The 13,178-nt window shown below is 40.7% G+C and carries 13 protein-coding genes; all 13 read right to left on the bottom strand.

The features are described 5' to 3' along the window. Positions 1-173: 173 nt before the first annotated feature. Entirely contained in the window at positions 174-434 is a 261-nt protein-coding gene (locus tag ACFFGV_RS11550; RefSeq protein ID WP_036817537.1) for a stage V sporulation protein S, read from the bottom strand. Positions 435-546: 112 nt separating this feature from the next. Continuing rightward, the gene (gene ymdB / locus ACFFGV_RS11545; RefSeq protein ID WP_377347925.1) at positions 547-1,344 is read right to left on the bottom strand and encodes a 2',3'-cyclic-nucleotide 2'-phosphodiesterase; all 798 of its coding nucleotides are present in this window, start codon (positions 1,342-1,344) and stop codon (positions 547-549) included. A 104-nt stretch (positions 1,345-1,448) separates the two neighbouring features. After that, positions 1,449-3,008: a ribonuclease Y gene (gene rny / locus ACFFGV_RS11540; RefSeq protein ID WP_377347923.1), complete on the bottom strand. Its 1,560-nt coding sequence runs from the start codon at positions 3,006-3,008 to the stop codon at positions 1,449-1,451. Between the two features lie 227 nt (positions 3,009-3,235). Beyond that, entirely contained in the window at positions 3,236-4,297 is a 1,062-nt protein-coding gene (recA, locus tag ACFFGV_RS11535; RefSeq protein WP_377347921.1) for a recombinase RecA, read from the bottom strand. A 170-nt stretch (positions 4,298-4,467) separates the two neighbouring features. Continuing rightward, positions 4,468-5,715 (bottom strand): competence/damage-inducible protein A, encoded by a 1,248-nt coding sequence (locus ACFFGV_RS11530; RefSeq protein ID WP_377347919.1) that lies wholly within the window; start codon positions 5,713-5,715, stop codon positions 4,468-4,470. After that, complete coding sequence (pgsA, locus tag ACFFGV_RS11525) at positions 5,715-6,293, bottom strand: CDP-diacylglycerol--glycerol-3-phosphate 3-phosphatidyltransferase (RefSeq protein WP_377347917.1); 579 nt, start codon at positions 6,291-6,293, stop codon at positions 5,715-5,717. Before pgsA ends, ACFFGV_RS11530 begins: the two co-directional genes overlap by 1 nt. Positions 6,294-6,371: 78 nt before the next feature. Further along, positions 6,372-7,385, bottom strand: coding sequence for a helix-turn-helix domain-containing protein (locus ACFFGV_RS11520; RefSeq protein WP_377347915.1), 1,014 nt, complete (start codon positions 7,383-7,385; stop codon positions 6,372-6,374). Between the two features lie 18 nt (positions 7,386-7,403). Continuing rightward, positions 7,404-8,195, bottom strand: coding sequence for a DUF3388 domain-containing protein (locus tag ACFFGV_RS11515; RefSeq protein WP_377347913.1), 792 nt, complete (start codon positions 8,193-8,195; stop codon positions 7,404-7,406). Between the two features lie 237 nt (positions 8,196-8,432). Beyond that, positions 8,433-8,690 (bottom strand): DUF3243 domain-containing protein, encoded by a 258-nt coding sequence (locus ACFFGV_RS11510; protein WP_377347911.1) that lies wholly within the window; start codon positions 8,688-8,690, stop codon positions 8,433-8,435. A gap of 86 nt (positions 8,691-8,776) precedes the next feature. Further along, entirely contained in the window at positions 8,777-9,502 is a 726-nt protein-coding gene (ymfI, locus tag ACFFGV_RS11505) for an elongation factor P 5-aminopentanone reductase (protein ID WP_377347909.1), read from the bottom strand. Positions 9,503-9,514: 12 nt separating this feature from the next. Beyond that, the gene (yfmH, locus tag ACFFGV_RS11500; RefSeq protein WP_377347959.1) at positions 9,515-10,804 is read right to left on the bottom strand and encodes an EF-P 5-aminopentanol modification-associated protein YfmH; all 1,290 of its coding nucleotides are present in this window, start codon (positions 10,802-10,804) and stop codon (positions 9,515-9,517) included. Positions 10,805-10,812: 8 nt separating this feature from the next. Continuing rightward, positions 10,813-12,099 carry an EF-P 5-aminopentanol modification-associated protein YfmF gene (yfmF, locus tag ACFFGV_RS11495; RefSeq protein ID WP_377347907.1) on the bottom strand — a complete coding sequence of 429 codons (1,287 nt, stop codon included), beginning with the start codon at positions 12,097-12,099 and terminating at the stop codon, positions 10,813-10,815. A 181-nt stretch (positions 12,100-12,280) separates the two neighbouring features. Then, positions 12,281-13,006: a GntR family transcriptional regulator gene (locus tag ACFFGV_RS11490; protein ID WP_377347905.1), complete on the bottom strand. Its 726-nt coding sequence runs from the start codon at positions 13,004-13,006 to the stop codon at positions 12,281-12,283. Positions 13,007-13,178: the final 172 nt, after the last annotated feature.

Here is a 13,178-nt window from a genome sequence, read left to right as displayed (position 1 = left end):
AGTTTGCCTCCGGCTTCCTTCAGATTCTAGGTCACCCCAGACACCCTTGCCTTTGGCTAACGGCTACAACGACCTTCACCGTTCGGGACTTTAACCCTAAAGCATGCACCCATGCCAGGCACACTAATAAAACCTGCTTGCCCTATTTGAGCAAGCAGGTTCATACAAAGGATTTATCTAGGTTCAATAATTAGCTTAATAGCAGTGCGTTCCTCTTCATCAATCATGATGTCTGTAAAGGCCGGAATACAAATTAAATCCACGCCACTTGGAGCTACGAATCCGCGAGCGATTGCTACCGCTTTCACGGCCTGGTTCAAGGCACCAGCGCCGATTGCCTGAATTTCTGCTGAGCCACGTTCTCTTAGCACGTTCGCAAGTGCTCCTGCTACTGAATTAGGGTTAGATTTAGCTGACACTTTTAATATTTCCATGACTAGTTCCTCCTTCATACGCTATTATCGTTCCATTTCTACTTTATTCATGGATTTGGAAAATATTCCTCCTACCCACATTATGAACGAATATTTCGAAAAATTCAAATACTTATCCAAGAAATGGATGATCATCGTTAATTAAAATTCGCTCAACTCGGGTAGCATTTCCTGATGCCTCATCCACATCTACTAGGAATGCACTTAATTGTGTTCTTCCCGATTTTGGAACTTCAAAACGTACAGGTAAATTCGTCAGGAATTTTTTTATGACAGCGTCCTTGTCTGTCCCGAGAATTTCATCATAAGGTCCCGTCATACCGACATCTGTAATATAAGCAGTACCACCAGGCAAAATTCTGTCATCTGCTGTTTGCACGTGCGTATGGGTGCCAACAATCGCACTGACACGTCCACTAACATACCAAGCCAATGCCTGCTTTTCAGAGGTCGCCTCACCATGAAAGTCGATAAATATAGATTTTGTTCGTTTGGATGCCTCTTCAATGAGCTCGTCCGCTTTTCTAAACGGGTCCTCAAGCGGCTGCATGAAAGTGCGAGCCTGTAGGTTTATGATCGCTAATTCCATGTTATTCTCTTTAATATACGTAAGCCCTTTTCCTGGTGTTCCCTCAGGATAATTCGCAGGACGTACCATCCGATTGGCATCATCAATGAAATCAAAAATTTCTTTCTTATCCCAAGCGTGGTTTCCTAGTGTTATAGCGTGTGCGCCCAGTCCTAAAAACTGCTGATAAATTTTTTGTGTTATTCCTTTGCCTGATGCGGCGTTCTCCCCATTAAAAATTGTGAAATGAGGACGATAGGCTCTCTTCAGCTTTGGAATGTACTCCTCCACCATAGAACGACCTGGAGATCCTACAATATCACCAACAAATAAAATTCTCATAACAAATTCCTTTCTACAACCTAAAATGTGTGTGTTAGCAAAGTCTTTCTTCAGTATACAACGGTTCCCGAACGAAATAAAGCGATCCCGCTAGGGGGATCGCTTTATTTAGCATATTCTACAGCACGTGTCTCACGCACAACTGTTACTTTTATATGACCTGGGTAATCTAATTCGCCTTCAATACGGTTTCGTATATCTCTTGCCAGCTGAACCGATTTCAAGTCATCAATTTCTTCTGGTTTTACCATGATACGTACTTCTCGACCTGCCTGAATGGCAAATGATTTTTCTACGCCGTCATAGGACTCAGAAATTTCTTCGAGCTTTTCTAAACGCTTAATGTAATTCTCTAGCGTTTCGCTACGCGCTCCTGGTCTTGCAGCTGATAATGCGTCAGCAGCTGCTACAAGGACAGAAATGATAGTTGTTGCTTCTTCATCACCATGGTGAGAAGCAATCGCATTCACAACGGTGTCATTCTCTCCATATTTCTTAGCGAGCTCTACGCCAATCTCTACGTGACTTCCTTCCACTTCGTGGTCCACTGCTTTACCAAGGTCATGCAATAATCCAGCACGTCGTGCCAAATTCTCATCTTCCCCAAGCTCTGCAGCTAATAAACCAGTTAAGTAAGCAACTTCCATAGAGTGCTTCAAGACATTTTGACCGTAACTAGTACGATATTTCAGTCTTCCTAGAATCTTCACTAAATCTGGATGAAGTCCGTGAACTCCAACCTCGAACGTCGTCTGCTCTCCCACTTCACGTATATATTCATCAACTTCCCGGCGAGATTTCTCCACCATCTCTTCAATACGTGCAGGATGAATGCGTCCATCCTGAACCAGTTTATCAAGGGCAATACGAGCAATCTCTCTTCGAATTGGATCAAATCCAGATAGAATGACAGCCTCTGGCGTATCATCAATAATGAGATCAATTCCTGTTAATGTCTCTAACGTACGAATGTTTCGGCCTTCTCTACCAATAATACGGCCCTTCATTTCATCGTTAGGCAAATTCACAACAGATACTGTCGTTTCCGTAACATGATCTGCAGCACAACGCTGCAATGCGAGAGAGAGGATATTTTTAGCTTTCTTATCCGCTTCTTCCTTAGCTCTATTTTCAGCTTCCTTGATCATTAAGGCGGATTCATGAGATACCTCTTGTTCCACACGGTCTAAGATGACTTGCTTCGCCTGGTCTGTCGTGTAACCGGAAATACGCTCAAGCTCAGACTGTTGCTTCTGTTTCATTTCTTCCACTTTGCTTTCCGTTTCTTCAATTTGTTGTTGTTTTTCTGTTAGCGATTCTTCCTTCTTCTCTAACATAAGCTCTCGCTTGTCCAGCGTTTCACTTTTTCGATCCAAATTCTCTTCTCTTTGCATCAAACGGCTTTCTTGCTTCTGAAGTTCCATTCGGCGTTCTCGAATTTCGTTCTCCGCTTCTTGACGAGTGTTGTGTGTTTCTTCTTTGGCTTCAAGTAATGCTTCCTTCTTAGCAGCTTCAGCATTACGATGCCCTTCATCCACAATCTGTTTCGCCAATTCTTCTGCACTTGAAATCTTCGCCTCTGCAATGGATTTCCGAATCAGATAACCAACAACAATACCGACGAGGGCAAGCAAAATGGAGATGATGATTTGAGTTGCTCCCATACGTTCACCTCCTCTTGCTATTAAATTGTCCACATACATGTGTGTCGGCATGTACTAAGATGTTTCATTTTCATTTTTGAAGGTAAATAGTTAAAACATATCTTGTATAAATTTAAGAAAAATGAAAATTATACATATTAATTTTAAGCTTGACTATGCGGATTGTCAAGGAAACGTCAAATTTAAACCCTCGCCGACATGAACTCGGCGAGGGTTATTCATATCCATTACAAATCTAACGAGTCTTGGTTTTCGTCTTTTCCATCCTTAGCACCTTTTCCACTAGCTTCTTCTTCCGGTTGATCATACATGCTGTAATGCTGACGAATCTTGTCATTGATTTCCTGAAATACCTGTTCGTTCTCCTGAAGGAATTGTTTCGCATTCTCGCGTCCTTGTCCCATTCGATCCCCGTTATAGGAATACCAGGAGCCGCTCTTCGTCACAATATCTAAATCTGTACCCATGTCAAGAAGCTCACCTTCGTGAGAAATTCCTTGACCGTACATGATATCTACCTCAGCTTGTTTAAACGGAGGAGCAACCTTGTTCTTTACGACCTTAATTTTCGTTTTGTTTCCGACCATTTCGTTCCCCTGCTTTAACGTTTCAGCACGACGCACCTCAAGACGGACGGAAGAATAGAATTTTAATGCACGTCCTCCTGGCGTAGTCTCAGGATTACCGAACATGACACCTACTTTTTCACGAATCTGGTTAATGAATACTGCTGTTGTATTGGATTTATTAATAGCCCCGCCTAGCTTCCGCAGAGCTTGAGACATTAGACGAGCTTGCAGACCCACGTGAGAGTCTCCCATTTCGCCTTCTATCTCTGCTTTCGGCACAAGTGCAGCTACAGAGTCAATAACAATCATATCCACAGCACCGCTTCGCACAAGAGCCTCGGCAATTTCTAGAGCCTGTTCTCCTGTATCTGGCTGAGATAATAACAGCTCCTCAATATCCACCCCTAAAGCACGTGCATATACAGGATCCAAGGCATGCTCTGCATCAATAAAAGCCGCTTGTCCGCCTTGACGCTGGGCTTCTGCAATAGCATGAAGTGCTACTGTGGTCTTACCAGAGGATTCCGGACCATAAATTTCTACAATACGGCCTCTAGGGTAACCGCCTACTCCAAGAGCAACATCTAATGCTAAAGAGCCACTTGGAACTGTGCTGACACGTTTGTTCGCTTGCTCCCCTAATTTCATAACGGAACCTTTACCAAATTGCTTTTCTATTTGACGGAGCGCTGAATCCAGCGCTTGTTTACGATCACTCACGTTATATCCCCCTTGAAATTCTACTACATCTATCATACCTTTTTTTAAAGGATTTGCCAACTAAAATGCGAATAAATGTTCGTAATTATTACAGTGTAATCCTATCGTATTTTTCCTTTTTTGTACAGGGTAAACTATAATAATAGGGTACAATGTACGTTGAAAAAAACTTATTTCAAGTAATGGTACAACAGTTCGAAACCTTTCTTTACGCTTCTTTGCCGTATTTCTTCTCTGTCTCCATGAAAGTGAAACTTCTTCGCAAACGGCTGCTCTCCGTCTTTGTATATACCAATATACACTGTACCAACAGGCTGCCCCTCTACCGGATCAGGACCAGCCACACCGGTAAAGCTAATACCAATGGAACTATTTAACTTGTTTGCTATATTTACAGCCAGGTTTACCGCACATGTCTCGCTCACGGTTCCATATTCATTTATTATTAGCTTCGGAACCTCTAACACCTGTTCTTTTACAGCAGTGGCGTAACACACTACGCCACCATTGCATACACTGGAGGCTCCCTGTTGAGAGACCACCTGATCAATAAACCTTCCCCCAGTAAGGCTTTCTGCAGCTGATATAGTTTCCTTTTGCTCCTTGAGCATATGAAAGACGGTACTTTCTAATGTATCATCGTCTTTTCCATAGCAGTACATGCCAACTCTGTCTAATACAGATGCTTCTGTATGATCGATTAACTTATTGGCTGCCTCTTTCGTCTGTGCCTTAGCGGTAATTCGTAATGCTACCTCCCCTTTAGCTGCCAAAGGAGCTATGGTTGGGTTGGTTTGCTGGTCTAATAAATCCTGTAAATCATGAGCTAAATGTGACTCCCCAATACTGATAAACCGCAGCATTCTCGATTGTATGGTATCCTCTAAAGAAAAGTGAGAGCGTATTAGCTCAAAGCCTCCGTCATCCATAATCGCCTTCATCTCTCTTGGCACTCCAGGGAGGAAGATCCAAGTGGTTCCTTCGTTCGTTACTGCAAAGCCCGGAGCCATCCCTACATGGTTGGACAATATGGTAGAACCCTTCAGCATCCTTGCCTGTCTTCGGTTATTAGGCGTCATTTGGCGATTATTCGCTTCAAAATATGCTTCTATATCACGAAGCGCCTCGTGCTCTTCTTCAATAGATAGCCCAAGCACTTCTGATGCTACCTCTCTCGTAACATCATCATCGGTTGGTCCAAGTCCACCTGTAACAATGACTATATCTGACCTCCCATTCGCCTGTTCCATTTGATGACGCATTCTTTCCTCATTATCACCAACCACTCCGTGGAAAAACACATTTACGCCCATGTCTGCAAGTCGTACAGAAAGCCATTGAGCATTTGTATTTGCAATTTGTCCTAGCAAAAGCTCTGTCCCTACTGCTAGTATTTCTGCTTTCACTTGTTTTGCCATTACTTAGATCCCCTCATTACATGCCAATTTTTCATAAAGTATTCAATTCCAGAAATCACGGTAATAATCATTGCTGCATACAGTGCAATCGTTGCAAATGGGAACGAAACAAAAGAGAATGGGAAATTATGCAATAACAGCGCAGAAGTAGCAACAATTTGTATCCACGTCTTCAACTTTCCCATTTGGCTTGCCGCGAGCACAATTCCTTCACCAGCAGCGACAAGACGTAAGCCAGTTACTGCAAATTCGCGGCTAATGATTAGTATTACTATCCATGCTGGTGCTGCACCTAGTTCTACTAAAGAAATAAGAGCAGCAGACACAAGTAATTTATCTGCCAATGGATCTAAAAATTTCCCTAAATTGGTTACCAAATTATATTTTCTTGCATAATAACCATCCACCCAGTCCGTAGTCGCTGCAAGGATAAATAACACTGCTGCTGCCAGATGCGATATCGGCAAGGACTGACCACCTATATCATAACTGCCCCAAGCAAATGGTACAGATAATAATATAACGATTATTGGGATTAAACAGATACGGGATATGGTAATTTTATTTGGTATATTCATTTTTCTTTCCTCCAATATTAAATCTCCTACCTAGAAGAGAAAAGAGCCATCCTGTAAAAAGATGACTCTGCTATGTTGTTACTCTGATGATTTTGTGACTTTAACCACGAACTTTTGGAAAACGGTTTTGTTTGCATCAACTGGATAGTCCACTTTCTGACCATTTACTTTCATAGTAAGATCAGGAGCATTTCCTACTTTTATATAAATCTCCTTTTCATCAGAAAGATCAAACTCTTTTGGACTATTATTACTGTTTAACTCCTGTTGGTAAAACGCTTTGCCTTTTCCGTTTTTTACTTCGAGATAACTTTTGGCATTATTGCCTGCAGCTTCAAAGCTTATGTTAATGTTGTCAGGGTTTGTCAGCTCATACGTATGCTGTGGAACATTGCCGGAACCCTTCTCCACTAATTGTAAACTCTTTTCGCTATCCGATTCATCCTTTTTCTTTTCTTCCTCTTTCTTATCCTTATCATTTGTTTGCTGCTCATCTTCTTTATTATCTTCCTCGGAAGACTTATCGTTATTCGCATCCTGTTCCTTCTTCGCAGAATCCTCTTCGGAATCGTCAGCACCCTCATTGGATGGATTGTCTCCACCATTCCCTTTATCAGCACTGGATTCTTCATTTTTCTCATACGTGACTTGCTCACCGGCACCAGAATCATCCGTTTCAGCACCAGAATTGTCATTATTCATGGTTTGCTGATAGAAGAAAACAGCCACAGCAATTATACCGACAATAAGTAATCCGATAATAAGCTTTGGAAAGACAGATGCCATAGCAGAGGTTTTGTTCGATTCCTGATCCTTATGCTTTTGTACACGGGTATATTGTACATATTCTTCATCACTAGAGCTCGGTAATTCTGACGTATGCTCCTCCATTAGCGCCTCTGCATCTAGCCCCACAGCTTCTGCATATTGACGTATAAAAGCTCTTGTATAGAATTTTCCGGGCATAATTTGAAAATTTCCTTTTTCAATTGCCTGCAGGTAACGCGTTTGAATCTTTGTTTCCTTCTGAATATCATCTAATGATAAACCTTTTGCTTCTCTTGCTTCTTTTAGTCGAGACCCAATTTCCATTAATTAACACCATCCAATTTAAAAGTCAAACATGGAAAAGCCCTCATCTTGTTCAAATTCTGGCTTGTCAATCGTTTCATAGGTTATTTCCTCATCCTGGGAATTGCGTAATTCAATAATATAGTCAAAGTCATCTAGTTTGTACTCAGTAGATCGAACAAACATATCTGGATGTTCTACCACTTTTGTAGCTGGAAGGCGCATAATTTCGCGTACTAGCTGCCAATGCTTTTCATTAGCCCGTTTAGTGGAAACAATCCCATCTAGAATATACACATTTTCAGTGGAAATTTCATCTTCTATCAGCTGATTACGAATGGTTTGCTTTAGCAGTGTACTGGATACAAACAGCCATCGTTTATTAGCAGAAACACTGGCTGCAACGATGGATTCGGTCTTTCCTACTCTTGGCATCCCTCGAATTCCCACCAATTTGTGCCCTTCCTTTTTGTATAACTCTGCCATGAAATCGACTAATAAGCCTAAATCTTCTCGAACAAAACGAAATGTTTTCTTGTCATCAATATCACTATGTATATACCGCCCATGCCGAACTGCTAGACGATCTCTGAGTTTTGGGCGACGGAACTTTGTTATGCTGATAGTATCCATCGTTTCCAATATCGATTGCAGACGATTGATCTGTTCATCATTTTTACATAATAACAGCATCCCTCTTCGGGAATCCTCTACTCCGTTAATGGTAACGATGTTGATAGAGAGCATTCCTAACAAGGAAGAAATATCTCCCAACAGTCCAGGACGGTTATATTGAATTTCATACTCTAAGTACCATTCCTGTTTTTCCATATCACTACTCCCTCCCTCATAAGCCCTATACAATAAAAAAAACCTGGCAATTCAAGGTTTATTAGCATACATACTATTTCTATAATAAATGATTTTCAAAGGATGATAAAGGATAATATCAGCTTATCTGAAATCAATTTTACATTTATTAATAATATTCTCCAACCATTAGCTTACATGACTGTTTTCATTGAAACATGCACTATACAAAAAAACAAGAGGACGAAGCCCTCTTGTTTATTTTGTACCTTCATTCTGAACTAGTTTCACCATCATATTGGCAATTGTATGCTGTTCTTCTGGAGAAGCCACATTCCAAAGGTCACGCAGAACTGCTTCCTGATCATTTTTAGCATCTACTTGCTTCGCCAGGTAGTCACCAATTTCATAAGCAAGATCGGAAACTGCTCTATCTTGCATTCCATCGTGCTGAGCCTGATGAAGACGATCCCCTAAAAAGTCTTTCCACGTTTCGAAATTGTCGAGTACAGACATGTATTTTCCTCCTTCGTCAATCAAAACTTACATCATTATGATTTGACAGGGAGGATGCTTTTATTCATGCTGAAGTGAAAAGTTTCCTAAGCTCCGCTCCATGCACCGTTCATATTCAGCATCTGACCATTTACATAGTTGGAGGCAGGTGATGCCAGAAATAAAGCGAGAGATGCGACTTCTTGCGGGGTACCGAATCGACCAGCAGGGATAGCATCTAGCAGCTCTCTTTGCTCTTTCTCGTCAAACATATCATTCATCTTCGTATCAACATACCCGGGTCTTATGCCATTGACTGAAATACCACTGGGTGCTGCTTCCTTAGCAAGCGCCTTGACAAAGCTATCCTGCGCTCCTTTAACAGAAGAATATAGCACTTCACAGCTGCCGCCAACCTCTCCCCATATCGATGATATAACAATGATGGATCCAGATTTACGGTTCAGCATCTCTGGCAGCAGATGATTTGTCACCATCCAGGGTGTCTTTACATGCACATGATACAGGGAGTCCATTTCTTCCTCTGTAGCATCCTGAAACAGCTGAACTAGGCTAGTTCCGCTAGCAAATAGCAGCGTATCTACTCGGAAGGAAATTTGCTGCAAAAGGTTTATTATGCCATCTCGATGAGAAAGGTCCGCTTGAATCGTTTGAAGAACAGCATCGTCCTCTCGCTGCTTCAACCAATTCGTTATAGATGTACTATTCTGATGATAATGTAGGAGCAGCTGATACCCCTCGTCAGCAAATGCTGTAGCTATTGCATTTCCTATAGCACCACTAGCTCCTATTATTAAACAATTTTTCTTCATATTATCTCCCGATTAATCATTAGAAGGACGGATTTCGGTTACCGCAATTCTTTCCTCGTCAATCCATTCACGTAAATGATTCTCAACGTCTTCCTTCGTTAGTTGTTCAATAGCTGGAAGTACCTGGAACAAATCAATCCCTAAATGACGATATTGTACAAACGTAGTAGCGATAAACTCCAAGGAGTTCATAGAACGCAGGAATTGCCCAATACGTTTCCTCTTCATGCGTTCAAACTCTTCCTCTGTGAGCGTACGCTCCTTTAATTGATGAAGCATTTCTTTAACACGAGCTTGGAATTTTTCTGGTTCCCTCGTATTACCACCTATGATAGTGAAGCCGAATGTTTTATCAATATGTGTCTCATAGGAAAAGCTATCATCGATAAGATCCTCTTTGTAGAGCTGCTCGTAAAATTCGCCGCTCTTGGAGAAGAAATGGTCTAGCACCATGCTTTTAATCATATCCATTTGAAGTATATTGTTCTCATTCAAATAATCAATATCTTCCTTCATGCCTACTAAGCATTTAGAAACCGAAACAGGCATCTCGATAACCTTATGCTTCTCTGCTACCGCTTTCGGTTCATCAGGATACGAACGGTTCAAATCTTCAACAGGCGCGAATTCTTTACTATGCTGGTTTTTCTCAATGAGCGCCATCATCTCTTCAGGATCAAAATTCCCCACCATAAAATAGGACATGTTGGAGGGATGGTAAAAGGTATTGTAGCACGTGTACAGATCTTCCTTCGTAATATCCTGAATAGAGTTAACCGTGCCAGCAATGTCTACTCTTACTGGATGATGGGTAAATAAGCTCTGAATGGTTCCAAAAAATGCACGCCAATCCGGTTGATCATCATACATACGAATTTCTTGTGCGATTATACCTTTTTCTTTCTCAACAGACTCATCAGAAAAGTAAGGGTCTTGCACAAAATCTAATAATGTTGTTGCATTTTCTTTTACATTACTAGTTGCCGAAAACAAATATGCTGTACTTGTAAAAGATGTGAATGCATTGGCTGATGCCCCTTGCTTCGTGAAATCCTGGAACACATCACGGTCTTCCTTCTCAAACAATTTATGCTCTAGAAAATGGGCAATACCTTCAGGTACGGATACTTGTTTCTTCTCGCCGAGTGGTGTAAAGACTTGATCAATGGAACCATATTCTGTCGTGAAAATAGCAAACGTCTTCGCCATTTCCTGCTTCGGAAGCAAATACACTTTCAAACCGTTATCCATTGTTTTTTCATAAATGGTTTCCTGTATTTGATCGTAGTGTGTTTTATTCATATTACTCATTACGCTTCGCCTCCCTCTTGTTTAGTAAGGAAGTAGGTAGTATCAAGGTGTATTTTGTTTGCAACTTGAATGACTTCGTCTTTTGTAACCTTCTTCACTTCTTCTATCATCTTATCTGGGTTAACGTCTACTCCGGATAATACTTGATGATATAGTACTTCAATTAAACCGTGCTGGCTATCCATCGTTTCCAGAAGCTGATTTACAATTAAACTTTTCGTTTCTTCTACAGCATCTGTCGTAAAGTCCCCAGCCTTCATTGCCTGCATTTGCTCTTGGATAATATCCTTGGCCTGGTCATAGTCATTCGGATCAATACCACTAAAGACAAGCAATAACCCTTTATGACTTTCAAAACGAGAAGCAGCATAGTATGCCAGACTGTGCTTCTCCCTAACGTTCATAAACAGCTTCGAGGATGGGAATCCACCAAACAGCCCATTAAAGACCTGCAGCGCATAATAATCGTCATCACCGAAAAGGATATTAGTTCTATAGCCGAAGTGCAGCTTTCCTTGCTGTACATTCTCTTTATCAACTATTTCCTTAGGTTCTTGAGGAGCATCCTTCAGAGGGGAGGCATCAGGGTTTTTAATATGCTTCGCTTCTCTTTCAAACAGGTTTTGCACCATCGTACTCGTTTGTTCTTCGTCAAAATTCCCAAGCAAATATATATCCATTGTATCTTCTGCAAGCATTTGCTTGTAGTAATCGTACAATGTGCTTCCATCAATCTTTGGTAAATCCTCTTCATACCCATGAACATGGAAGCGATAAGGTTCTTCATTACACATTTCATCTAACAGCCTCGTGTTAGCGTAGCTCATTTTATCGTCTTTTAAAGATTTTATTTTTTGAGTTAACGTTTGTTTTTCACGATCTACAATGGAGGTATCAAGACTCTCGTTCTCTACCTTCGGATGAAAGATAATTTCCTCCAGCATTTTCATCCCTTTTTCCAATAAGGCAGAGGTACTGTTTAAATACTCATCATTTGCGATTTCCATACGGAACGTCATAACATGGTGCTCTCCTTTTTTGGAAGCATCAACGCTAAGTACAGCACCGTATAAATCATCCAGAGCGGTTCGAAATGACCTTGCAGTTGGATAATTTGTAGTAGCTTGCTGCAAAACATATGGTAGTAATGCCCTCTTTGTAATGGTTTCTCGCGTTAAAGGGGCCTTGAATTTTATAGCAATCGTGTTGGTTTTATACTTCTTACTTGGAACGATATGTAAGTCGTATCCTTTTCCCTCATATCGATTTTCCATAACACGTGTCATTCTATTGTCCTCCTTTATATGACATATTCTTTTAAGCATAGCATTTCTAGTTGAAGAAAAACTATCCAATGAATACGCATTCTTTGATTTTATCGTATTTTGGGCGCTAATGCTAACAATAGGTAACAACTCAAAAGAAAACCTCCAAAAACAACATTTGGAGGTCATGACATAGTGATTATTATGCTCTTTTTCGTAGAACATGGAAGCCGAACTTATCGGCACGAAAATAATTGCTGGAATATAAAATCGGTTCATCTTGAGAAGTATAATGCATTTGCTTTAGTAATAGCAGCGGCTGGTCTGGGTCACATTTCAATATGGAAGAAATCCTCTCCTGATAACCAACCGGTTCAATAAATGTAACAGCATAATTAATGACCTTATTACTATAATGCTCCAGCAGTTGAAAGATGGATCCTTCTTTGTGAAGGTATTCAAGAGGGAGTAATTCTTCTGGAATTTTATCAACACAATATACGACAGGTTCTCCATCAGCTGTACGAATTCGTTCTATTTTTGCTAGTGGACCAATGTCCTGATCCTGGAATTTAAGGCTGTCCTCTTCCGTAGCCGCAACAACCTCTGTAGACAAATATCGGCTGCCGGGCTCCATGCCTGCCCTAGATATCATATCCGTCACACTAAATAGCTCTTCAATTCCTGAAGAAAAGATGGGTTTGGCGTTAACAAAGGTACCTACACCGTGCCTTCTTGTAACGACATTTTCTTCCTCTAAAATACGGAGTGCTTCCCTTAATGTCGCTCTTGATACCCCTAACAGTTTAGACAATTCAAATTCAGAAGGTAACTTTTCTCTTTCTTTATATAAACCGCTTTCAATATCCCTTTTCAATTGATCGATTACTTGTAAATATAAATGGCGCGTATCTGTTCTTATACTCATGGCTGTTCACTCCGTGAATTAAAACTTATAAAGATATCTGACATCTGACGTTTCACACGTTATCTCGCATTTACTATACCATTTTTATCAAATATAATAAATAGAATTCTACTATTTTTACTAATGTATTAAATATTCTGTCTTTTATTAAGATTTTATCATACTTTGCTGA

Source organism: Pontibacillus salicampi, assembly GCF_042434395.1.
GTDB lineage: Bacteria > Bacillota > Bacilli > Bacillales > BH030062 > Pontibacillus > Pontibacillus salicampi.
The sequence above is the reverse complement of the archived record's forward strand: the minus strand, read 5'-3'. Positions and strand labels throughout refer to the sequence as shown.